Here is a 22,249-nt window from a genome sequence, read left to right as displayed (position 1 = left end):
AGTGATGAGCACTCAAGTCTTCGATTCGGAAGGAGATTGATTCATCATGGCTATGTCTTTTGATCCTTTCAGCGAGCTGGACCGCCTCGCGTCTGGCCTGCTTCAGGCACGTTCGGGGCCCCGAGTGATGCCCGTGGATCTCTACCGAGACCAGGATCACTATGTGCTGAACGCGGATCTGCCAGGCGTCGACCCGGGCTCGGTCGACGTTGACGTTGACGGTCAGCTGCTCACCATCCGCGCGCAGCGGACGGTCGGTTCGGCCGACGGCGCCAAGTGGCTTGCGCAGGAGCGACCCGCTGGCAGCTACCTGCGTCAGTTCAGCATCGGCGAGGGCGTCGACACCGCCGGCATCTCAGCGTCGTATGACAACGGGGTGCTCAGCGTGATCATTCCGGTGAGCGAGAAAGCAAAGCCGCGAAAGATCGCTGTGCACTCGCAGAACGCCGGGGCTGAGAAGCAGAAAACCATCGCAAGTTAACCCAGTGCTCATCCCGCGTGGGGTGGAGTCCGTTCGTCGGGCTTCACCCCACGCCTTTTTGCGGCACGGCGTGCAGGGCGCTGCGGTAACCGCGGTGAAACGGGGAGCGCGTAGCGTGCGGTGAATGAGCGACGACGAACGCGGACTTCAGAACGTGAATAGGCTGATCGGGTTTCCGGCGAACTAATGCGAAGGGCTGTCTTCGGTACGCTTCGGTCATGGAGCCGCTGCCGTGGTCAAAGAATCAGCTGAAACGGCTGAGTCGACACATTCGCGACGGCACGACGCCGGAGCAGGGACTCCCCTCGTATGGTGCCGTCATGCTTTGGTACAACGATCTGGCTGAGCACGTTCAATTCGTAGTCTCGACGCTGGACTGGACCCCAATCCTTGGTGAGCGACCCTTTGAAGTCACTTCGCGACCTAAGACCCTCGACACGCTTCGTCAGAAGCTCAATAGAGACACCGACACCCCGTTGCCAAGTGTGCAGGACGTTGCTGGCGTTCGCTTTGAAGCGGAAATGACTCTTGACGAACAAGACGCGGTAGTAAACGCGATCACGGGTCGTTTCGAACACAAGCTCGATGACTGCGTACGAGACATGCGCGCCACGCCACACAGCGGGTATCGAGCGGTTCACATCTGGCTGAAGCTCGAAGCGCGGGTAGAAGTACAGGTACGCACACACCTCCAGGGTGACTGGGCGAACATGTACGAGGTGGCCGCCGACCTCTACGGTCGACAGATTCGGTACGACGCACTTCCCGCAGACCCAATTGAAAAGAAAATCGTGCGCTCTTTGCGAGCCGTCTCGGAGCTGCGCATTTCTCAAATCGAAAAAGACCGGAACGAAATTTCCCTGCTTGAGTTGAACTTAGAAGAAACGCCCATCATCGTGAGAACCCGCGCACAGTACCGTGACGTAGCCCGTAGAGTAGAAACGTTGAAGGCACGAAATTTGAGAAATGAGCAAGAACTCCAGAATGGGCTGGAGATGTTGCGCAAGACATTTCGTGAAGGACAACGAGGCTCGGAAGGAGTCTGAAGTCGTGGCCGGATTTGTTATCGAGTACAACCGTTTGAGTGGCGAACGTCACGTTCACAGTTTTGCCGGGCCGGATGGTCACCGCGAAGCACTGCGCTACCGCCTTCAGCTGGAACAGAACCGAGCGGATGATGGCTGGGAAATCGTGTCTCTCAACAGCGACTCGATCGAAACTGTGCACCGCACCCACGCGCGCTATTTCGAGCGTGATCGCTTAAGCGCGTAAAAGCCGGTTTGCTCGGAGCGCTCTTCAGCGGGCGCACCACCTGGGCTAGCTACTTCTGCGGTAACCGTGGCGAAACGGGGAGCGCGTAGCGTGCGGTGAATGAGCGACGAGCTGGGCATCCGTAGGGTTTTCGACACCGTTATTGCTGACGCGACGGTCGTAACCATGAACCCCGCGCGCGACGTCGTGTCGGGGTGGATCGGGATTTCGGACGGGCTCATCGCTGCGGTTGCTGCGGGGCCTGTGCCCGATGGTGTACACGCGGAACAGTGGGTCTCGGCCGGTGGGGGGATCGTGCATCCGGGGTTTGTGAGCGTGCACCAGCACACAGCGGATACCCTCGCGCGCGGTGAGGCAGGCGAAGCCCGGGAGTTCTTCGACTGGCTGTTTCGTGTGTACTACGAGAGCGTGCTCGGGCTGTCGAACGACGATGTGGGAACAGCTGCGACCCTCGCCGCGGGCGACCTGCGGCGGGCCGGAATCACGACGGTGCTCGACTGCTGGGGTGTGGGAGATGCCGGGTCTGCGCGTTCGCGCGCGGCGCTCGAGACCACACTCGCGGTCGCCGAACAGAGCGGGTTGCGGTGGATCGTGGCTCCGATGGTGTCGGATGCCGTGCCCTCCGCCTGGGGTCCTGCCCTTGCTGCGGCTGCGGAGTCGTTGCGGGTGGGGTTTGCTGCCGAGCGGCTCTATGGCGCAACAGCCGACGTGCTCGAGTTCGCCCGGTGGGCTACGTCGCTGTCGAGCTCTCGGGTTCCGGTGTGGACGAGCGCCGAACTGCCCGAAATGGCAAGTGACGAGCTGTTGCGCGGGCTCGCTGCCATCGCGGCGAACGTGGGCCAGGGTTTCACGACGCACCTGTGCGCTTCGGAGCCGGGAGATGCCGGCGTCGATGGCGAGCGGGCGATCGCGCGCCTCGAACGGCTTGGGGTTTATGCGGGGCGCACGGTGGGTGCGCACCTGACGTTTACTGACTCGGCTGAGCGTGATGCGCTCGCCGCGGGGGGAGTCGGAGCTGCGCACTGCGCTGCATCGACGATGTTCGGCGGCGGGTCACACAGTGCCCTGGGGGAGCTGCGCGCCTCGGGCGTGACTGTCGGCTTCGGGCTCGACAACGCGTCGCTCAACACGACGACCGACATGGTCGGCGAGATGCGGCACGCGCTCGCGTTCGACCGGTCGGCGGGTAGTGGCTCATCACGCCTCACGGCAGCGGATGCCTTGGCCGTCGCCACCGTCGAAGGTGCACGCGTGCTCGGGCTCGACGACAGCATCGGCTCGATCGAAGTCGGCAAAGACGCCGACCTCGTGCTCGTCGACACTTCGGGCCCGTGGTGGCGGCCCGGGGTCGACGCGGCAACGGGGATTGTGTTGCGGTCGCGGGCAGACGACATCCGTATGGTCTTCGCGCGTGGCGCGGTCGTGCACGCGCGGGGTTAGCTCAGCCGGCACGCCTCTTGCGCGCCGACGGCAGGAGCACGGCGGCGGCGATGAAGAAGCAGAGTGCGCCGATAAAAGTTGAGTTGCCCGCAAGCGTGGCGTTTCGCACGCCGCCCGTTGACGTGACGATCGCAGCGACAGCCGAGACGCCGAAGGCCACCGACCCGCCCAGGTTGAGGAGAGTGCTCCACCATGCGGTGTCACGCGGCGCCCACAGCTCGCGCTCGCGCACAAGCGGCACCAGGGCCAGCAGGCTGCTGAGAAGGAAGGCCAGCGAGCCCGCGGCATCCGGAGCCCACACGTAGTCGCGTTCGGCGGTGACCGTTGAAGCTTGGAGGGCAGCGCCCGTGCTGGCGTTGAACAACACTGTGCCGATGAGCTGCACCGCGGCCGACAACCACATCGCGCGCACAACGATGCCGGCGGCTGTGGGCTGCTCATCTTGCGCCGCACGGTTAGGCGAGCCGGTGAGAAGAAGCTGCATGCCGGCCGCAACCGTGAAAAAGATCGCGCCGACAAAGTACGACGAATTGGCAAGTGCCGACGGCATCCATGCGGCGAAAAACGGTGCCGAACCGAACGCGAAAAACGCCGAACCGATCATGAAAGACCAGCTCTGCGCGCGAAGAGACGGGCGCAGTGAAATTCTGCTGCCGGTATGAATCGTGCTCACTAGTGCGCCTCTGATGGGGTGGGTGAACCTCCACCATACTGACGCGCCGATAGGGTGAAGCACGTGTCTGAACGTGACGAGAGCGAGGACGGCCGGGCGGTTGAAGCCCTCGGGGCCGCTGTTCGTGCGGCCCGGAAGCGCCTCGAACTCTCGGTTGACGCCCTCTCGAAACGTGCCGGTGTGAGCTTCGGCCTCATCAGCCAACTCGAACGAGGCCTCGGCAATCCGTCGCTGCAATCGCTGCAGCGACTAGCCGGTGCACTCGGTGTGCCCGCAAGCCAACTGCTCGACGAACCCGCCGCCGACCTCGCCGTGGTACCCGCGGCCCGCCGTCACCTGCTGCCCGTGCCACCCGACACCCCAGCCGCCCAGCGCGTGGTGCGTGAACTACTTACTCCGCGCGGCGAATCGATGCTGCAGCTCATCAAATCGACGCTGCCCGCCGGATTCTCGAACGAAGAACAACCCTTTCGCCACATCGGCACTGAATGCGTGACGGTGGAATTGGGCGTGCTCATCGTCGTGCACGGCGACCAACGCGTCGAACTGCACGCCGGCGATACCGTGAGCTACAGCTGCTCTACCTCGCACTGGTGGGCCAATGGCCACGACAGCGAGACTGTCGTACTCGGCGCCGTCACTCCGTTCGAGCGCTGACACGCTCCATCAGGTCAGTGGCGCGAAGCGAGACCAGACGATCAAGCTCTGTCATGGGGTCGGCGTGGTCGTCGACTCGTAAATCAATGCTGATCGGCCCCGCATCGGCCTGGCGTGCAACGAGCACCGCAGCGCTCTGCCGGCCGCGTACATCGCCACCGGCCGCATCGGCGGCGACCAGCGCACGCACGAGACGCCGTGCAAATGCCGCCGCATCATCTTCGCCACCGTCAGCGGGCCAGGGGCGGGCCATCTCGGCCGACATCGCGCCGAGAACTGTGGCCGAGGCCAAGAGATTGCCGACGACAACAACGTCGCCAACGGCGGCGTGCCCGGCCCACGCGGTCGTGGCATCGCCAGTGGCGGCGGCGGGCACCGATGTCCAGTCGAGGGCGGCCACCTGGCGAAACTCGGGGGAGGCATCCCATTCGTGCACGCGCGCAACCGCCTCGCTGGCCGAATCGCCCGCGGCCATCGCATCGAGCATCTGCCCGCGCAGTGCGGCGTTGGTCCAGGCCTGGCTCGCGACGGCACCTACGCCCGGGCGCAGCGCAATGACCGCGTTGCCCACGGCCAAGGATTTGCTGGCCGTTGCGGCCCCGATGAGTCCATGGACTCGATCGCGAGCGAGCACGGTGAATGTCACGAATATCCTCTCGACGGATGCCGGTGGCGAATGTGACGATCGTGTTTCATCTTCGCCGGTGACTTGTCAGGTGCGTCAATAGTTGCACATACTGATCGAATCATCAGCAAAATGATGGTTGCGACATACTGAACCTGTGATCACAGACCCGATTGGCTCATCATGAACAAGCGCATCACCTGGAGCATCGCCGCCGGAGCGGCAACGATGCTCGCTCTTGCCGGGTGCTCGGCCGGCGAAAGCGTCGACATCAACGGCTCGTCGTCAGACGGCTCGACGCTCATCGCCGCGATCGGCGGCGAACCCGACCAGCTCGACCCGCAGCGTACAAGCTCGTACTTTTCGTTCGAAGTACTCGAGAATGTCTTCGACACGCTCGTCGAGCCCGACGAGAACCTCGAAATGCAGCCCGCGCTCGCCGAGAGCTGGGAAGTGAGCGATGACCAACTCACCTGGACCTTCGACCTGCGCGACGGCGTGACATTTCACGACGGATCGGACTTCACCAGCGCCGACGTCGTCTACTCGTACAACCGCATCATCGATGAACAACTCGCCAACGCCTGGCGCTTCTCGGCCATCACCGACATCTCTGCCCCCGACGACGACACCGTCGTGATCACCGTGGGGCAGCCAAGCCCCAACCTGCTCTCGAACCTCGGCGGGTTCAAGGGCATGGCGATCGTCAGCCAAGACAACGTCGAGTCGGGAGACATCACCACCGACCCGATCGGTACCGGACCGTTCTCGCTCGAGGACTACGTGACCGGAGACCACATCACGCTCACGGCAAACCCCGACTACTGGGGCGGTGCCCCCGAACTCGCCGGTGTCGAGTACCGCTTCATCTCGGAGCCGTCCACGGCACTCGCAGCCCTGCAGGCCGGCGATATCGACTGGACCGACGTCGTGCCCACGCAGCAGGTCACCGACCTCGAAAGCTCCGACGAGCTCACCCTCGGAATGACGCCATCGAACGACTACTGGTACCTCGCCCTCAACGAGGCGCGCGAGCCGTGGAACGATGTACGGGTGCGCCAAGCGATCGCGTATGCAATCGACCGCGACGCGATCGTGCAGGCCGTGAGCTTCGGTACCGCCGCTGAAAACCAGCTCGCGATTCCCGAGCAGAGCATTTGGTACACCGAGTACGACCAGTACTCCACCGACCTCGACAAGGCCCAGTCGCTGCTCGACGAAGCCGGCTTCACCGGTGGCACGCTCGAAATGCTCGCGACGAGCGACTACCCCGAAACGGTGACAGCCGCTCAGATCATCGCCGCGAACCTCGAGCCCCTCGGCATCGACGTGACGATCAGCCAGCCCGACTTCTCGACCTGGCTCGACGAGCAGAACTCCGGCAACTTCGACATGTTGATGATGGGATGGCTCGGCAACATCGACCCCGATGACTTCTACTACGCACAGCACCACACCGACGGTGTGAGCAACGCGCAGAAGTACTCGAACACCGAGGTCGATTCGCTGCTGGACGCCGGTCGCACCGAAACCGACCAGGCAGCGCGCGCTGAGCTCTATGCTGACGCGGCGACGATCATCGCTGACGAAGTGAGCTACATCTACCTCTACAACCCGTCGGTTATTCAGTCATGGTCGCCCTCGGTGACCGGCTACGAAACGCGCGCGGATGCCGCTATTCGCTTCCGCGACACGTCGCTGACCGACTGAGCCACACCACACCAGACGACCACCGAGTGAGAGGAGACGCGACGTGAACATCGCACCCGCGAGAGTGATGAGGTTCGTAGGAACGCGTCTTCTCTCCTCGGCGATCGTGCTGCTGGGGGTGATCATCGTGGTCTTCGTACTGATTCAGCTCGTACCCGGAGACCCCGTGCGTTTGGCCCTGGGTACCCGCTACACCCCCGAAGCGTACGAGGCGTTGCGCGCAGCATCCGGGCTCGATCGCCCCGTGCTCGAGCAGTTCTTCTCGTACCTCGGGGGAGCCATCACAGGTGACCTCGGCGTGAGCTTTCGAAACGGGCAACCCGTTACCGAGATCTTGCTCGAACGGTTGCCCGCAACCATCTCGCTCGCTGTCGCTGGCTTGTTGATCGCGCTCGTGTTGTCGGTTCCCGCGGGAATCTGGTCGGCCCTGCACGAAGGCAAAGTGAGTGACATCATCGTGCGCATCACGAGCCAGATCGGTGTTTCGGTGCCGGACTTCTGGCTCGGGATGCTGCTGATCTCGCTGTTCTCGGTGACCCTCGGGCTGCTCCCTTCCAGTGGGTACACGCCCCTGACCGAAGACCCCATCGGGTGGTTAAGGCAGGTCACGCTGCCGGCGGTGACCGTCGGAATCGTCGCGGGCGCCATCATGACCCGCTACATTCGCGCCGCCGTGTTGGACGTTGCAACCGCTGGCTACATTCGCACGGCGATTTCGAAAGGCCTCGCACCGCACATCGTGACCTTTCGACACATCGTGCGGAGCGCCCTTGTTCCGGTGCTGACGATTGCCGGCATCCAACTCGCCACGATCCTCGGTGGAGTCATCGTGGTCGAAGTGGTCTTCGCCTGGCCGGGACTCGGGCGCCTCGTTTACGACGCCGTGGCCTCACGTGACTACCCGCTGATTCAGGGTGCCGTGCTCTTGATCGCCGTGATGTTCATCGCGGTGAACCTGCTTGTCGACGTGCTCTACGCCGTCGTCGACCCGAGGATTCGTGTCGCATGAGTTCTGATCAGCCCCTCGTCGAAGACCTCAGCGGCAACGAGCCGCGCGACGTCAACCGCCCCCGCCTCTCATCGTGGCGACTGCTGGCGCGAAACCCGCTCACGGTTGTGAGTGCCAGCATCCTGCTCGTCATCATCGCGGTCGCGGTGCTCGCGCAGTGGATCGCGCCTTTCGGTGTCAACGACATCGACGTTGCAAACCAACTGCAACCGCCGAGTGCCGCCCACTGGTTCGGTACCGACGAACTCGGCCGCGATGTGCTCTCCCGGGTGATGTACGCGGCAACCCCGTCGCTGTTGATCGCCCTCGTCGCTGTCACCTTCGCGCTCGTACTCGGAGTGACCTCGGGAGTCGTCGCCGGCTACACGGGCGGCTTCGTCGACTCGGCGCTCATGCGGGTGGTCGACGTGATGTTTGCCTTTCCGGTGTTGCTGCTCGCGCTCGCGATCGTCGCGATTTTCGAGCCCGGAATGCTCACCACGATGATCGCGATCGGCATCGTCTACACGCCCATATTCGCTCGCGTCACACGCGCCAGCACCCTATCGGTGCGCGTCTCACCCTTCGTGCAGGTGTCGCAGACGATGGGAACACCGGCGCCCCTCATCCTGTGGCGCCACGTGCTGCCCAACATCACCGGCCCCATCGTGGTGCAGGCGTCGCTCTCGCTGGCCTTCGCGATTTTGTCTGAAGCAGCCCTCTCGTTCTTGGGCCTCGGTATTCAGCCGCCCGAGCCCTCATGGGGAGGGATGCTGTTCACCGCTCAAGGCTTTTTGAGCCAGGCCTGGTGGATGAGCGTCTTCCCGGGAGCTGCCATTTTCGTCACCGCCCTCGCCTTCAACCTCGTCGGAGACGGCTTACGTGACGTACTCGACCCCAGACAGCGCTCGCTGATTGAAGCGCGGAGGAACCGATGAGTGTGCCTGTTTTGAAAGTGGACGACCTACGCGTCTCAATCGGCAAAGCCGAAATCGTGCGCGGACTCGGCTTTGCCGTCGAGCCCGAACAGACCCTCGGAATCGTGGGGGAGTCGGGGTCTGGAAAATCGATGACGGTGCTCGCCGCCACGGGACTCATCGACGCGCCGGGCGCCGTCGTGACCGGGTCGAGCATTATGCAACGCCCGGGTGATGTCGCGCGCGAACTTGTTGGCGCAACGCCCACGATGCTCCGCCGTGTGCACGGCGACGCCGTGGGGTTCGTGTTCCAAGACCCGAGCACATCGCTCAACCCGCTCCTCACCATCGGGCGGCAAATCACCGAGTCGCTGCAAGCGCACCGGGGCCTTACGCCGAAAGCCGCTCGCACTCGAGCAATCGAACTGCTGGAGGCCGTCGGCATCCCACAGCCCTCAGAGCGCGTCGATTCGTATGCGCACCAACTCTCGGGCGGACAACGCCAGCGCGTGATGATCGCTATTGCCCTCGCGTGCGACCCCGCGCTGCTCGTCGCAGACGAACCAACAACAGCACTCGATGTGACGACCCAGGCGCAGATCATCGACCTCGTCAGTACGCTGCAGCGTGACCGCGGCACCGCGGTCGTGTGGATCAGCCACGACCTCGGCGTGATCGGGCAAGTAGCCGACGACGTGCTCGTGCTGCGCCGCGGTGAAGCCGTTGAGCAACGCTCGGTGCTCGACGTCTACGACGACCCGCAGCATGCCTACACGCGTGAGCTGCTCGTTGCGCGCCCTGCAATTCGCGCGGGTGCCGGACCCACAGCCCCCATCGCGCACGCACCCGCGAGCGCCCGGCTCGAAGTGTCGGGGCTCGACGTGCGGTTCTCGGTGTCGACCCCGGCCGGAAAACGTGTCGTGCATGCCGTGAACGACGTGTCGTTCACAGTGCGACCCGGCACAACTCTCGCCCTCGTGGGCGAATCTGGCTCGGGTAAATCAACCATCGCGAATGCCCTCACCGGGCTCGTCAAAACCCGCGCCGGCACAGCCACGCTCGGCGGCGCCGACGTACTGAAGTCAAAGCGCGCCAAACGGCGACGGATCGCCATGGTGTTTCAAGACCCGTTCTCGTCTCTTGACCCTCGCCGCACCGTCGCTGATGCGATTCTCGAGCCGCTCCGCGTGCACAAGCTCGGCGGCGCGACAGACCGGGAGCGGCGCGAGCGGGTCGCGGAACTGCTGGCGCTCGTCGACCTCGACGAGCAGTTCGGTGGGCGCTACCCGCACGAGCTCTCGGGCGGTCAACGCCAACGCGTGTCAATCGCCCGCGCGCTGGCACTCGAACCCGAGCTCATCATCTTCGACGAGGCCACGGCGTCGCTCGATGTCTCAGTGCAAGCGCGCGTGCTCGCGCTGCTGCGGCGGCTGCAGCAAGAAGTGGGACTCACCTACCTCTTTATCGCGCACGACCTGGCCATCGTGCAAGAGATGAGCCACGACGTCGTCGTGCTCAAAAACGGCACCATCGCCGAATCCGGACCCGCCGCAGAACTGTTTGCCAACCCGAAAGACCCCTACACCCGCGAACTACTGGCTGCCGTGCCGCCCGACCGGCCGCGGGGCGCTAGCCGAGAGTGACGAGTGCGTCGCCGGCCCACACGAGAGTGGCGGCGCCGTCGGGTGCTACCGCGACGGGCTGAGCGGGGTCGGTGCCCTCGGCGCACTGGGTCGCCTCAGGCGTCGAAAGGTCGCCGGTAGCAAAGCGCGTGACCACGATGCCCGAGCACGAGGCATCCGTTGTCGCCACTGCGAGCGTGTCGGATGTGAGGCCGACTGTCAACGCTGCCGACACCGGTAGCTGCGACCACGTTTGGTCGGCGCCGAGCACCGATGCTGTGCCGTCGTCGCAGGTGACGGCGACAGTGCCGTTGACGCTTCGAAGCGCGGTCGGCGACGCGCAGGGAGCGGCAACATCGCCGGTGGGAGTCACCACCTGGCCCGGGTTCTCTGGGTCGAGATAGGTGGAAGCGGCAAGAATCTCGGGGTAGAAGTCCCAGAATCGACCCTGTGTGAAGGTGCGAAGCGCCTGCGGGGTGCAGTCGGTGTCGTCGTCTTCAACAGAGGCGGTGGCAACGATCTCGGCCTCGGTGCCGGCAAAGCCGTCGAGTGACAAAATCTGCGTTACGCCGCGGTAGAGCGGCGTGATGTCGGCAAAAGTGGCGCCGCCATCGGTGGACTTTTCAAGCAGTGGGTCGGCGCCCGTGCACGACCCCGCGACAGCGCGCCAAATGGCGTCGTCGCCGACCGCGAGAAAGCGCGCCGTCGACGGGTCGTTCTCTACTGCGGCCGGTGCTTCGGCCGACGGCGATGAATCGGGCGTTGACGTCGACTGCGGAGCGAACGTGGGAACCGGGGCGACGGTCTCACCCGCGTACGGATCTTCTCTGGACTGTTGCAACGCGAATATCGACAGCGCGCCCACACCGACCGCGAGTACCGCAACGATGACCCATGCCACCCACCTGCGTGCTTCGTGCGGGGGTCGCGGCGTGCGGCGGCTGCGGCGGGTGCTCATACGGCGTCCTCGGAATCGTGCGGCGAACTCAAACGTGAGGTGCGGTGCTCGTGCGCACACGCGGCAACGTGTCGCCAGGCGTCTGCGCGAAAGGTACGAAGCCAGACTAGTGCGTCACGCAACGCGACCCGGGCTGAGACCGGCGCGAAGACAGGATGCCGCGGCGAAACAGTCCCGAAACCGACAGGGCATAGCGTCAGATCATGGTTCCAGAAACGTTCGATGCGCAGGTCGGTAGCCAACGCATCACACTCCCGGTCATCCCTGTGGGATCAGACCTCTCGATCGCGCTCATGATGGTGATCGACCACGGCGTCTCGTTCGTTGACACCGCAGGCCGGGAGCTTGCCCAACACTTCGACGAGATGCGACCAGAGATCGTGGTGGCGCCAGCGACCCTCGGCATCCCGATCGCCATCGCTGTCACGCGTGCCCTCGGCCTCGACGACTACCTCATCTTGCAGAAGACCCGCAAAGTGCACCTCGGTGATGCGCTCGAAGAGCCCGTGCATGCGATTACATCGACGAATTCACAGTCGCTTTTGCTCGACCGGGCACGCCTCGCGTCGGTCGCCGCGCGCCGCGTGCTGTTCGTCGACGACGTGATTTCGTCGGGGTCTTCGGTCAAGGCAGCGCTCACGCTGCTGCAACGCGCCGGCGCCGACATCGTGGGGGTGGGTTCGCTGCTCGTCGAGGGTGACGGGTGGCCCGACGTGCTCGACGACTACAGCGACAGGTTGTATGCCCTCGGGCGCATACCGTTGTTTCCGCACGACTCGTAGCCTTTCGCGGCGGCCTTCGGTCGGAGAATCGCGTTCAGTCGGACGGATGCTGGGGGCAGCATCCGACGGAGGGCGATTTTCCGACGCTTCGGAGTGCGAAATCACTGAGGACCGGGCCGCAAACGACCCGGTCCTCAGCATGATTCAGGAGCGGCGCGCTCGCCGGGCTGAAACGATCAGTCCGCCTATGGCGATGGCGCCGACGCCTATCAGGAACGCCCAAGGGCCGATCGCTGCGCCTGTGACTGCGAGCGGGCTCTGCGAGCTCGCCCTGTTCGGGCCAGCAACGGCTGCGGCTCCGGCGTCGGTACTACCGCCTGCGCTGCTGCCGCCGCTGCCGCCGCCGCCGCTACCGCTGCCGCCGCCTCCCGCAGCGGCAGCTACCGAAAGCGACGCTTCGGCTTGCGTCCCCGAGGGGTCAGCAACGGCGCGAAGCGTGTGGTTGCCGGCGGGGACGTCGACCGGAAGCATCGCATCGAGGGCGAATGTGCCGTCGGCACCAGCTGTTACCGAGCCGAGCTCGATCGGATCGCTGTAGAGCGTCAGGGTGACCACATCGCCCGCGGAGAATTCGCTGCCCGACACCGATACCTCTTCGCCCGCTGTCGTCTGGTTTTTCGAGAGCGTCAGCACACCCGACGGTGTAGCCAGGGCGTCCGTCGTCGGGGCGCCGAGCACGCGCGGCGACACAACAATACGGTCAATGTTGGGAGCGTATGCAGACGCGTTTCCCAACACGAGCGGTTGATCGCCAGTCTGCAACGTAACTGCAACGCTTCGCTGCCAGAAACTCTCCCACGCGTAGGTGTAGCGGAAGTAGCCCTGTCCCACAGGACTGCCGGCCTCTGCCAGATCGATGCGTCGATCGACAACCTGTGGGTTGTAATCATGTCTGCCCGAAACCTCGGCATTTGAGTAGTGCACCGTCACGTCGTAGTCGCCCGGCTGGTCAATGCCTGTCGTGCGGTTGATCGCGATCGTGTTGGCCGCGCCGTTGCCGACGTACCCGACGTACTTGCCGCCAGACGCATTGCTGCCGGCTGCGGCAGACGACACAGATGCCGTACCTCCAAGAGTGGCGGCTTCGGCCTCAACCGACACCTGTGCATCGTCGGCTTCGCGCGCACGCTGCGTCGAAACTTTTCCGATGGATGCCGCGTCTGAATGCAACTCGACTTCGTTGATGCCTTCGACAAGGTGCACGCGGGCCGTTGACGCCCAGCGCCCAGCCTCGGTTGACGTCACCAACGTCGACACTTGGCCATTGACCGAGACCGTGACGTTGCCAGCATCGCTGCTCGCCCAGTCGATGCCAAGGTCGTAGTAGCCCGTGTCCATCGCGGTCAGGTAAACATCGGCATGCTGATCGGCAGAAATGCTCGCCCAGCCGCGCTGCAGTGACGTGTCCCAATCGAGCGCAGCGCCGTCAACCAGGCGGAACGTCGACGCGGGATATGTGATCTTTTCGCCCTCGTCAACGCGCGTCAACGAAACCTTATCGAGTGAAATATCGGCATTTGGCAACACGCTCGAGCCGTTTTCGCTCGCACGAAACGACAATGCGTGACTGCCCGCCGTGAGCTCGACCAACTTTTCGGCGCTGCCACGGTACTGCCAACGGCTCGTGTCGTTGAGCGCGAGATCTGCCGTGTACTGAATGATTCCTGCGCTCTCGCCGTCGACGAATATCGCATGCTGGCCAGGCTTTCCAGGGGTTGAACCGATCACTTGCAATCGATATGTGCCATCAGCGGGCACGTCGACACTCCAGTCAGCTTTCGACGATGCCCTGTTGAATGAGCCAACATCGCGACCTCCCGAGGCGAGAAATTTCCACCCACCAGAGGCCGTGGGATTTTGCGTGTACGCCTGCGCTGACGTGAGCTGCAGCGCCTCGGCCTCGCTCGACGCGTTCCACGCTTGGCTTGCAGCCTCCGCCTGCACATCGCGCGTTTGTGCGGGAGTGATGACGAGCTGATAGCCGGCGTAGCGGTCGTATGTGGGCACCGTGAGCGATGTTGCGCCATCGGTGATTGATACCCCATCGAAGGCCTCGACAACGCGGGGAGTGTTTGCGAGACCTTCTGCACCTGCCAGTGTGGTTTCGCGCACCTCGACATCAACACGTGAACCGAAGACCTCGGGGTCGAGCCCCGAAAGCTCGAGCGTGACGTCGTCGCCTGTTCCGCCCCACAAGACAGTTGCCTTCCTATTGTCGGCGTCGATAGCACCAATGCCCTGAAGGGTGTCGGCTGCATTGAGCTGTGGCGGAGTGACAGCAACTGTCTGGCTGCCGGCAAGATTGCCGTACCAATTGAACATCCACCACCCGGCGTTCGCTCCGTTGGGGCGTGCACTGTTGTCGGATAGATTGCCTGCGTAGTTCCAGTACGCCACCTGTGCGTCGACCTTGGTGTCTTCGAACATCGCGAACCACTGCACCAGCTGCCCGGGTACGCCCATATCGCGCAGCATCCCGTACTCAGTGATGTTGATCGGAATGGGGTCGATCCCGAGAGAGACTTCGAGTGCCCGATAATCGGCGAAGTGCTGACGATATGTTGCGAGATTATCGATGCCTAGTTCGTGCCAGATGAATACGTCGGGCAACGAGTCGTTTGCCTTGGCGAACGAGAGAATGTCGGCACTTCGCTCGGGCTGCCAGCGAGTATCGCCCCCACCACCTATGCGAGCGTGCCCGAGGCCTGCGTCGCTCCACACGCGCTGGATCGTGTCGTAGATCGATTGCCAATCTGCAAGGAACTGATCTTGCTGCGCTCCCCAGTTGGGGTACCAATTGCCACCGTCGGGCTCATTGAACGGGATGAACACGTAGCTCTCGGGATATGACGAATCGGATGCGACAGCGTCGGCGACGAACTCCGTAACCTCGAGGAAGTCCCAGATGCCGTTGCCGCCATTGGTGTAACTGCCGTCGCTGAGGTTGTATGTGCGGTCATCACCGGGCCGCGCGCCGCCGTTATAGGGCCAATCGGGGTAGTAATCCTGCACGTAGATGTACATGTCTTCGCCGTGCTTCTGGAAGAAACCATCTTCGACCTTCAGCGCGTCACCTGACGGGTGCTGAGTGCCGTACGGTGCTTTCTGCGACACATTAGTGATCGCGGCACCGTTCAAGAGCGCCTCGGTTGGTGCACCTTCGTCGCCGAGACCGTAGAGAGCGCCGCTTGCGCCTCCCCGGAAGTCTCCCGTCGTGTGCGAAAAGTCGACGGAAAGCGTCTGCGTGTCTGCCGCGGATGCTGGAAGCGCCGCGAGGGGGGTGAGGACGAGCGCCGCTACGACGCCGCACGCTGTTATCGGCTGAGATTTCACCATTGACCTGTTCTCTTCGTTGAGGCGGCGCGTGTGCGCCGTTGGGCACGTTAGCAACAGCGATGGGCTCATGACAAGCAAATAGTGATAACGCTTTCAGATTGAATGATAACGCTTTCATCACAAACTTGATAGCGCTTTCAAATTCGCATACAGTCCTCGGTGATCCCGTAATTCGATGGAGAAGCGATGAGTGCACTGATGACAACGAAGACAACGGCCGCCGAGACTGCGGACCGTCTTGTCTGGGGTGACAGCGGCTTCGCAGTCATCTTGGAATGGGATGCCGAAACCCCTGTGCACGTGGCTGGATATGTCCTCGATTCCCGAGAGATCGCCGTGCACCGTGTGCCTGTAATCGAGGTGAACTCGGTGACAGGAGGCCATCAGCCAGCCTCATCCCGCATCGCGCACACAACTCTCGGCACTCAGTTTCGATATGTCTCTCACTCTGAAGGCATCTCAAAAAGTGGACGCCCGGAGCTTCGGATTTGTCAGCGTGCCGGGCAGATCCGTTCGGAACTTCGGCTGGAGAGCTACGCGGTCACGCGCACTGTGCGTTCCTGCGTCGCTGTGCAGAACGACAGTGAACGCCCGCTCGCGCTGATGTCTGTTGCATCATGGAATGCTGGTTTCACTCGTATGGCAGATGGAGCCGATCCGCTCGACGGGTGGCAGCTTCTACGAGGAAAAAGCGACTGGCTCGGCGAAGGCCGCTGGGCGCGGAATGCGCTGCGAGGTATTGATTTTCCGAGGCTGTCTGAACACCTCACCGGTCACAATCCGCGCGGAAGCCTCACCGCAACGTCGCAAGGTACCTGGTCGACGGGGCATCACCTGCCCACTGCGGCCATTGTTTCGGCCGAAGCTCAACTCGGGTTCGCGTGGCAGATTGAGCACAACGGTGCCTGGCGCTGGGAAGTTGGTGAAGACACCTCTGGTGGGTATCTTGCGCTCTCGGGCCCAACAGATGCTGATTCTTCTTGGCTACACGTTCTGGGACCCGACCAGGAGTTTGTCTCGGTGCCGGTTGCCATCACCGTTGGCGTTGACGGCGACGCGCTGTTGGCCCAGCTCACGGGATACCGGCGCGAGTTGCGTCGAATCCACGTCGACAATAAGCGGATGCCGGTCGTTTTCAACGACTACATGAACACTCTCGACGGAGACCCGACGACGGAGAAGCTGCTTCCGCTCATTGCTGCCGCAGCTGAATCAGGATGCGAGGTGTTTTGCATCGATGCTGGCTGGTACGACGAATCTGGCGACTGGTGGGACTCTGTCGGTGAATGGAAGCCATCCGAAAGTCGATTTCCGGGTGGTCTCCGTGAAGTGATTGATGCGATCCTGGCTGCCGGAATGGCACCCGGACTCTGGCTCGAACCAGAGGTCGTAGGCATACGAAGCCCTCTCGCGGACACACTCCCGACCGAAGCCTTCTTGCAGCGACGCGGGGTACGCGTTGTAGAGCACGACCGATTCCACCTCGACTTTCGGCATCCCGCGGCTGTAGCCCACCTCGACGCTGTCGTGGATCGATTGATCGCTGATTTCAGCGTCGAGTTCTTCAAATTCGACTACAACATCAACCCGGGTGTGGGAACCGATCTCGGTGCAGACAGCCCGGGTGACGGACTGCTCCAGCACAACCGTGCTCATCTTGCGTGGCTCGATAGGCTACTTGACCGGCATCCGGATCTCATCATCGAAAACTGTAGTTCGGGTGCGATGCGCATGGACTACGCGATGCTTTCGCGCATGGCGATGCAGTCGACGTCAGATCAGCAGGATTTCGTGAGCTATCCGCCGATTGCTGCTGCGGCACCGCTGTCGATGGTTCCCGAGCAGGCCGCGAGCTGGGCCTACCCGCAACCGGATATGAATGATGAAGAGATCGCATTCTGTCTCGTGACCGGTCTCCTCGGCCGCTACTACGTCTCTGGTTACCTCAATCGCATGAGTGGGCCACAGCGTGCGCTCGTGAGCGAAGCGATTGGGATGGCGAAGCAATTGCGCCAGCACATCATTGTGAGCACGCCGTATTGGCCGCTTGGCCTTCCGGGCTGGACAGACGAATGGATCTCGCTCGGTCTCGCCGCCGATGGGCACGATCTCGTATCGGTGTGGCACCGCGGAGGATCCTCCACCTCAACAGAACTATCGCTTCCCCATCTCGCGGGTCGCACCGTGAGCGTCGAGACGATCTTCCCCTCACACCTTCCGGCGTGGCCCACCGTGTGGGACGCCACAACCGGAACCTTAACCGTGCACGCGAGCGATACCACGATTGCCGCGCGCACCTTTCGCCTCATTGTCAGCCCGCTCGGGCAATGAGCACCCACGTATCACGTCAAACTGTAAACACATTAAGGAGCAATTCGATGAAGAAGCGTTTCGCCGCAGCTGTGGCACTCACCGCAACAGCTGCACTTGCCCTCGCTGGCTGCTCAGACCCCGGCAATGGTGAAGGATCCTCTTCGCCTGCCGACTGGCCAGCCCAAGATAGCGACCTGACCGACACGACTCTCACTATTTGGGCCGCGCAGAACTCCAACACGGTGCCCGACAGCGTCGTGGCGGGGTTTGAGAAGCTCACCGGAGCAAAGGTGGATGTCGTCACTATTCCCGACCCGTACGAGCAGAGCGTGCAGACCAAAGTCGCGACCGGCGATATGCCTGACCTCGCGTTTTGGCAGCCCACGGCGTCGCAGCTCACGGCGCTCAACGCGTCGAAGAACCTGTTACCGCTCGATGATGCTCCCTGGCTTGACTCATACAAGCCCGGAATTCGTGACATCACCGGAATTCTTGACGACACCCGCTACGCGGCGCTCATCACCACGCCTGCTGTCGAAGGCGTCTATTACAACAAAGAGGTCTTCGCGAAGGCGGGTATCACTGAGACTCCCACGGACTGGGACGATTTCCTCAAGGATGCTCGCAGCCTGAAGAGCAGCGGAGTGACACCGTTCTTCGACTTCGGTGGCGGAACACCCTGGGCGACGCAGTGGTGGGTGCAGGTGCAGCTTGCTGACGCCGCAGCCGACGGTCTGTGGGAGCGCGTCAACACGGGCAAAGAGAAGTTCACCGATCCGACGATCCAAGGTGCCATCGACACCTACCAGGATTTGATCGACGAGGGACTCTTCAACAGCAACCTCAAGACGGCAACGTTCGAAGATCAGGGTCCCGCGCTGTTGTCGGGAGATGCCGCTATGGCGGTACAAGTCAACTCATTCTTCGGCCAGCTGCAGTCCCTTGCTGACACTGCCGAGCTTGACCAGAAGATTGGATTCTTCCCGATCTCGCCCACGGGTAACGTCGGTACGTTCATTCCCGACCAGTCGAACGCGCTTGTGGCTTTCAACACGGGAGATGACAAGCGCGAGGCGGCCGCACGCCAGTTGCTTTCGTACTGGATGGGTGACGGCTACGCAGACTTCGTTGCCGCGCAGTCCACTGTGTCGCTGCAAGACGGTGTCAAGACACCATCCGACGTGCCTGCGGCACTGCTCGCCGTCAGCGACTCTCTCACCGACTCGGTCGGATCCATGCAGGCGCTCGCGATCGCGAACCCCGACCTGTACCTCAACCTCGGCGACATGATCCAGGGCACCCAAACCCCGGTTCAGGTAGCGGAGACAACACAGTCGCAGTTCGATGAGCTTGCGAAGGCTATCGGAGCCCCCGGCTTCTAAGGCCCCCGCGGGATGCCGGAGCGTGGCTTCGGCATCCCGCACCCACGACCGCGAGGAATCATGACTTCCACACTCGGACTATCCAAAGGTGCGGCGCGCGCTCAAGGAATCAAAGAGTTCTCTCCCACGCGCCGCGCGAATCAGAATCACCCCCTCTGGTTTCTGCTGCCAGCTATGGCGGTACTCATTGTCTTCTTCGTGATACCTACGCTCTTCAACTTCGTGTACGCATTCACGAACTGGTCGAGCTTCAAGTCTTCGATCGGCTTCGTCGGTTTCGCGAACTTCGAGGCGCTGTTCTCCGACGGCACTCTCGTCAACGCTCTCGTCGTCACGCTCATCTATGCCGTGCTTGTCGCCATTTTCCAAAATGTGTTCGGGTTCACTCTCGCTCTTCTCCTCGAGCGGGATACGCGAGTCAACCGTGCCGTGCGGGTCGCATTCTTCGTGCCGGTGATCATGTCGGCGCTCGCGGTCGGCTACATCTTCCAAGCGATGCTGAAGCCCGACGGTGCGCTCAACGCAATCCTCGGCTTCTTCACCGGCCAGCCCATCGAAATCGCATGGCTCGGCAGCACAACCTGGACAATCGTTGTTGTCGCTCTGATCCACTCGTGGAAGTGGATGGGGCTTTCGATGCTGATTTATCTCGCCGGGCTCAAAACGATCAGCGGCGATGTGCTCGAAGCAGCTCGCATTGACGGTGCCGGGTGGTGGATGACGCTGCGAAAGATCCGCTTCCCTTTGCTCGCGCCGGCTGTCACCTTCAACGTCGCTACTGCGCTCCTCGGCTCGATGAACGGCTTCGACATCGTGCAGGCCACCACTGCCGGTGGACCGGGCGGCACGACAGAACTGCTCAACATCTTCATTTTCCGGACCTTCGGACAGGGACTCTTTGCCCAGGCCACGACGATGAGCCTCATTCTCTTCCTCGTCGTTGGACTGCTCGCTTTCCCCGTTATTCGCACGCTGCGCAAGCGAGAGGACGTACTGTGAGCGCCACCATGACCCTCGTGACCGGCAAGAAGTCGACGTCACCGCAGCAACACCGACACCGAGCGCACTGGGTTCAGCCAGTCGCGGCGATTCTCTCGGCCGTTCTGCTGTTGGGTGTTCCCTTTTATCTGGTGATTGTGACTGCCGCAAAAGACCAGGCTGAAGCACTCAATCCCAACCTCGCGCTGCCTTCGAACTTTCAGCTTTTCGACAATTTCGCCACGGTCATCAGCGACGGCAAGATGGCGGCAGCGTTCGGCGGCAGCGTGCTGGTGATGGTTCCCGCGGTCCTCGGAGTGCTCATCCTCGGGTCGATGGCAGCCTGGGTGCTCGGCCGCAGATCATCTCGACCCCTCGCCATCGTCTACGCGTTTGCAATCAGCGGGATCGTGTTGCCACCAGCGGTTGTTACCGTAGTGCTCCTCTTGCGCCAACTCGGGCTTGCCGGAACCGCAATCGGAATGATCTGCGTGTACATGGGCATGTATCTGTCGACCGTTATTTTCTTTGTCACTGGGTTTGTTCGAACAATTCCGGTAGAACTCGAAGAAGCTGCCCGTATGGATGGGGCATCGCCGATTCGCGTGTTCACCCGCATCATCCTGCCGCTGCTCATGCCGGTTCTTGCCACCGCGACGATATTGATCTGTCTCTATATCTGGAACGATGTTTTTTACGCACTGTTCGTCGTCGGAGGCCGCTTAGATACACTTCCCTTGAACCTGTACCAGGTCGCAAGTTCAGGACTGTACCTGCAAAACTGGCACTTGATCTTCTCGTACATCATTTTGATGAGCCTGCCGCTACTGATCATCTTCATGATCGCGCAGCGAAAGATCATCTCGGGAATCACCAGTGGAGCCGTGAAGTAATGACGCACATCGAAGTTCGCAATGATGCCGCGGCGAATCGTGTCACCATTGCGGACGTCGCGGCCCTGGCCGATGTATCGGTGCCCACGGTTTCTCGGGTGCTGACGGGCGCCGCCAAAGTGAGCCGCGTGCGCCGGGAGCGCGTCGAGCGGGCCATCGCAGAACTGAGCTTTCGCCCATCGGCCGCAGCTCGCGCTCTCGCGTCGCGGCGGCCGCAGGTCATTGCGATTATCGCGGGGGACACCTCACAATATGGGTACGCTGAGGCGATTCGCGGAGTTGAAGAATCTGCCCGGGCAAGCGGCTACACCGTCATGATCACGGTGGTCGAGAGCAATGATGATGCAGTCGTTGAAAAAGCGATTGCTGCAACCCTCTCTCAGTCGCTTGCAGGGATCATCGTGCTGAAGTTCGACCCGCCCGGAGTTGCTGCCCTGGCACAAATGCCGCACGAGGTACCGATCGTCGCACTGTCGGGGGTGCGGGACACCTCGGTGCCACAGGCCGTTATCGATGAAACTCGCGCGGCAGAAGAACTCACCAACTACCTGCTCGATCTCGGGCACGCGACGGTGCACCATGTTCGGGTGCCGGCTTCACGTCGAGAAGACGGGCGAACGACCGGGTGGCGGCGTGCTCTGCGCACAGCGGGGCGTGATGTGCCGGTGATCCTCGACGCGACGTGGGACCCGCACAGCGGCGTGGCTGTCGGTGCGGGCATTGCGGCATCCCGCGATGTCACCGCGGTGTTCTGCGGTAACGACGAAATTGCGATGGGCGTCATCCGTGGTATCACCGACGCGGGACTTAGCGTTCCCGAAGACATCTCGGTTGTCGGATTCGACGACCATCCGTTAGCAGCGCTTTGGTCACCTCCGCTCACCACCGTCGATCAAGATTTCGCTCGACTCGGCCGCCGCGGCTTCAGTCTGATGCTCGCCGAGATTGCGGGTGAAGCGACACGTAAATATTCGTCGGAGCGACCGCCCGTTGTGGTGCGCCAGAGTGCCGCCGCGCCCAGCCGCACCCGAGGCGGCGCGTAGCTTCGAGGTGTTGTATGCCCTCGGGCGCATACCGTTGTTTCCGCACGACTCGTAGCCTTTCGCGGCGGCCTTCGGTCGGAGAATCGCGTTCAGTCGGACGGATGCTGGGGGCAGCATCCGACGTGGTGCGATTCTCCGACGTTACGAGGCGCGCGTCGGGTGCGTGCCCGAAAATTTTC

19 protein-coding genes are annotated in these 22,249 nt (G+C 62.5%); 15 read left to right on the top strand and 4 right to left on the bottom strand.

The features are described from left to right. The first annotated feature begins 46 nt into the window (after positions 1–46). The 4 genes from G6N83_RS04035 to G6N83_RS04020 all read left to right on the top strand — a co-directional run bounded on the left by G6N83_RS04035 (position 47) and on the right by G6N83_RS04020 (position 3,193). Positions 47–481, top strand: a complete 435-nt coding sequence (locus G6N83_RS04035; RefSeq protein WP_165139516.1) for an Hsp20/alpha crystallin family protein — start codon at positions 47–49, stop codon at positions 479–481. 218 nt (positions 482–699) lie between these two features. Next, positions 700–1,527 (top strand): nucleotidyltransferase family protein, encoded by an 828-nt coding sequence (locus tag G6N83_RS04030; RefSeq protein ID WP_165139514.1) that lies wholly within the window; start codon positions 700–702, stop codon positions 1,525–1,527. 4 nt (positions 1,528–1,531) lie between these two features. After that, complete coding sequence (locus tag G6N83_RS04025; RefSeq protein WP_165139511.1) at positions 1,532–1,753, top strand: hypothetical protein; 222 nt, start codon at positions 1,532–1,534, stop codon at positions 1,751–1,753. Positions 1,754–1,852: 99 nt separating this feature from the next. Beyond that, positions 1,853–3,193: an amidohydrolase family protein gene (locus G6N83_RS04020; RefSeq protein ID WP_165139509.1), complete on the top strand. Its 1,341-nt coding sequence runs from the start codon at positions 1,853–1,855 to the stop codon at positions 3,191–3,193. Between the two features lies 1 nt (position 3,194). Here G6N83_RS04020 and G6N83_RS04015 read toward each other — a convergent pair whose 3' ends face one another. Further along, positions 3,195–3,866: a hypothetical protein gene (locus tag G6N83_RS04015; protein ID WP_221188176.1), complete on the bottom strand. Its 672-nt coding sequence runs from the start codon at positions 3,864–3,866 to the stop codon at positions 3,195–3,197. A gap of 63 nt (positions 3,867–3,929) precedes the next feature. Between G6N83_RS04015 and G6N83_RS04010 the strand changes: the two genes are divergently transcribed. Next, positions 3,930–4,523 (top strand): helix-turn-helix domain-containing protein, encoded by a 594-nt coding sequence (locus G6N83_RS04010; protein WP_165139505.1) that lies wholly within the window; start codon positions 3,930–3,932, stop codon positions 4,521–4,523. On the opposite strand, the gene G6N83_RS04005 is transcribed toward G6N83_RS04010, so the two are convergent. Beyond that, positions 4,504–5,169, bottom strand: coding sequence for a DUF1028 domain-containing protein (locus tag G6N83_RS04005; protein ID WP_165139503.1), 666 nt, complete (start codon positions 5,167–5,169; stop codon positions 4,504–4,506). The two genes, G6N83_RS04010 and G6N83_RS04005, sit on opposite strands and share 20 nt — an antisense overlap. Before the next feature lie 162 nt (positions 5,170–5,331). On the opposite strand from G6N83_RS04005, the gene G6N83_RS04000 reads away from it, so the two are divergent. From G6N83_RS04000 to G6N83_RS03985, 4 genes are read left to right on the top strand one after another with little or no spacing between them, the layout of a single operon-like run. Further along, positions 5,332–6,858: an ABC transporter substrate-binding protein gene (locus G6N83_RS04000; RefSeq protein WP_165139501.1), complete on the top strand. Its 1,527-nt coding sequence runs from the start codon at positions 5,332–5,334 to the stop codon at positions 6,856–6,858. Between the two features lie 43 nt (positions 6,859–6,901). Further along, entirely contained in the window at positions 6,902–7,867 is a 966-nt protein-coding gene (locus G6N83_RS03995) for an ABC transporter permease (RefSeq protein ID WP_241246277.1), read from the top strand. Next, positions 7,864–8,784: an ABC transporter permease gene (locus tag G6N83_RS03990; protein WP_165139498.1), complete on the top strand. Its 921-nt coding sequence runs from the start codon at positions 7,864–7,866 to the stop codon at positions 8,782–8,784. The genes G6N83_RS03995 and G6N83_RS03990 overlap by 4 nt, the downstream gene beginning before the upstream one ends. Then, positions 8,781–10,406, top strand: a complete 1,626-nt coding sequence (locus G6N83_RS03985; protein ID WP_165139496.1) for a dipeptide ABC transporter ATP-binding protein — start codon at positions 8,781–8,783, stop codon at positions 10,404–10,406. Before G6N83_RS03990 ends, G6N83_RS03985 begins: the two co-directional genes overlap by 4 nt. Here the strand turns inward: G6N83_RS03985 and G6N83_RS03980 are convergent. Next, complete coding sequence (locus G6N83_RS03980) at positions 10,393–11,343, bottom strand: hypothetical protein (RefSeq protein ID WP_165139494.1); 951 nt, start codon at positions 11,341–11,343, stop codon at positions 10,393–10,395. The two genes, G6N83_RS03985 and G6N83_RS03980, sit on opposite strands and share 14 nt — an antisense overlap. A gap of 203 nt (positions 11,344–11,546) precedes the next feature. Between G6N83_RS03980 and G6N83_RS03975 the strand changes: the two genes are divergently transcribed. After that, positions 11,547–12,125 carry a phosphoribosyltransferase family protein gene (locus G6N83_RS03975; RefSeq protein ID WP_165139492.1) on the top strand — a complete coding sequence of 193 codons (579 nt, stop codon included), beginning with the start codon at positions 11,547–11,549 and terminating at the stop codon, positions 12,123–12,125. 144 nt (positions 12,126–12,269) lie between these two features. On the opposite strand, the gene G6N83_RS03970 is transcribed toward G6N83_RS03975, so the two are convergent. After that, positions 12,270–15,461 carry a carbohydrate-binding protein gene (locus G6N83_RS03970; protein WP_183408417.1) on the bottom strand — a complete coding sequence of 1,064 codons (3,192 nt, stop codon included), beginning with the start codon at positions 15,459–15,461 and terminating at the stop codon, positions 12,270–12,272. A 198-nt stretch (positions 15,462–15,659) separates the two neighbouring features. On the opposite strand from G6N83_RS03970, the gene G6N83_RS03965 reads away from it, so the two are divergent. The 5 genes from G6N83_RS03965 to G6N83_RS03945 are packed head-to-tail and all read left to right on the top strand — an operon-like array spanning position 15,660 to position 22,070. Continuing rightward, on the top strand, positions 15,660–17,792 hold the full coding sequence (locus G6N83_RS03965) for a glycoside hydrolase family 36 protein (RefSeq protein WP_165139490.1): 2,133 nt from the start codon (positions 15,660–15,662) through the stop codon (positions 17,790–17,792). 47 nt (positions 17,793–17,839) lie between these two features. Then, positions 17,840–19,156 carry an ABC transporter substrate-binding protein gene (locus G6N83_RS03960; RefSeq protein ID WP_165139488.1) on the top strand — a complete coding sequence of 439 codons (1,317 nt, stop codon included), beginning with the start codon at positions 17,840–17,842 and terminating at the stop codon, positions 19,154–19,156. A 60-nt stretch (positions 19,157–19,216) separates the two neighbouring features. After that, complete coding sequence (locus G6N83_RS03955) at positions 19,217–20,155, top strand: carbohydrate ABC transporter permease (protein ID WP_183408418.1); 939 nt, start codon at positions 19,217–19,219, stop codon at positions 20,153–20,155. Then, positions 20,152–21,027, top strand: coding sequence for a carbohydrate ABC transporter permease (locus G6N83_RS03950; RefSeq protein ID WP_241246276.1), 876 nt, complete (start codon positions 20,152–20,154; stop codon positions 21,025–21,027). The genes G6N83_RS03955 and G6N83_RS03950 overlap by 4 nt, the downstream gene beginning before the upstream one ends. Further along, a complete protein-coding gene (locus G6N83_RS03945; RefSeq protein ID WP_165139486.1) occupies positions 21,027–22,070 on the top strand; it encodes a LacI family DNA-binding transcriptional regulator in 1,044 nt (347 codons plus the stop codon). The genes G6N83_RS03950 and G6N83_RS03945 overlap by 1 nt, the downstream gene beginning before the upstream one ends. The last annotated feature ends 179 nt before the right edge of the window (positions 22,071–22,249 follow it).

The organism is Microbacterium endophyticum (assembly GCF_011047135.1).
Taxonomy (GTDB): Bacteria; Actinomycetota; Actinomycetes; order Actinomycetales; family Microbacteriaceae; genus Microbacterium; species Microbacterium endophyticum.
The sequence above is the reverse complement of the archived record's forward strand: the minus strand, read 5'-3'. Positions and strand labels throughout refer to the sequence as shown.

Coding starts and splice junctions, on each gene's coding strand:
- G6N83_RS04035 (WP_165139516.1), top strand. CDS start 47: ATGGCTATGTCTTTTGATCCTTTCAGCGAGCTGGACCGCCTCGCGTCT.
- G6N83_RS04030 (WP_165139514.1), top strand. CDS start 700: ATGGAGCCGCTGCCGTGGTCAAAGAATCAGCTGAAACGGCTGAGTCGA.
- G6N83_RS04020 (WP_165139509.1), top strand. CDS start 1,853: ATGAGCGACGAGCTGGGCATCCGTAGGGTTTTCGACACCGTTATTGCT.
- G6N83_RS04000 (WP_165139501.1), top strand. CDS start 5,332: ATGAACAAGCGCATCACCTGGAGCATCGCCGCCGGAGCGGCAACGATG.
- G6N83_RS03990 (WP_165139498.1), top strand. CDS start 7,864: ATGAGTTCTGATCAGCCCCTCGTCGAAGACCTCAGCGGCAACGAGCCG.
- G6N83_RS03985 (WP_165139496.1), top strand. CDS start 8,781: ATGAGTGTGCCTGTTTTGAAAGTGGACGACCTACGCGTCTCAATCGGC.
- G6N83_RS03980 (WP_165139494.1), bottom strand. CDS start 11,343: ATGAGCACCCGCCGCAGCCGCCGCACGCCGCGACCCCCGCACGAAGCA.
- G6N83_RS03975 (WP_165139492.1), top strand. CDS start 11,547: ATGGTTCCAGAAACGTTCGATGCGCAGGTCGGTAGCCAACGCATCACA.
- G6N83_RS03970 (WP_183408417.1), bottom strand. CDS start 15,461: ATGGTGAAATCTCAGCCGATAACAGCGTGCGGCGTCGTAGCGGCGCTC.
- G6N83_RS03965 (WP_165139490.1), top strand. CDS start 15,660: ATGACAACGAAGACAACGGCCGCCGAGACTGCGGACCGTCTTGTCTGG.
- G6N83_RS03960 (WP_165139488.1), top strand. CDS start 17,840: ATGAAGAAGCGTTTCGCCGCAGCTGTGGCACTCACCGCAACAGCTGCA.
- G6N83_RS03955 (WP_183408418.1), top strand. CDS start 19,217: ATGACTTCCACACTCGGACTATCCAAAGGTGCGGCGCGCGCTCAAGGA.
- G6N83_RS03945 (WP_165139486.1), top strand. CDS start 21,027: ATGACGCACATCGAAGTTCGCAATGATGCCGCGGCGAATCGTGTCACC.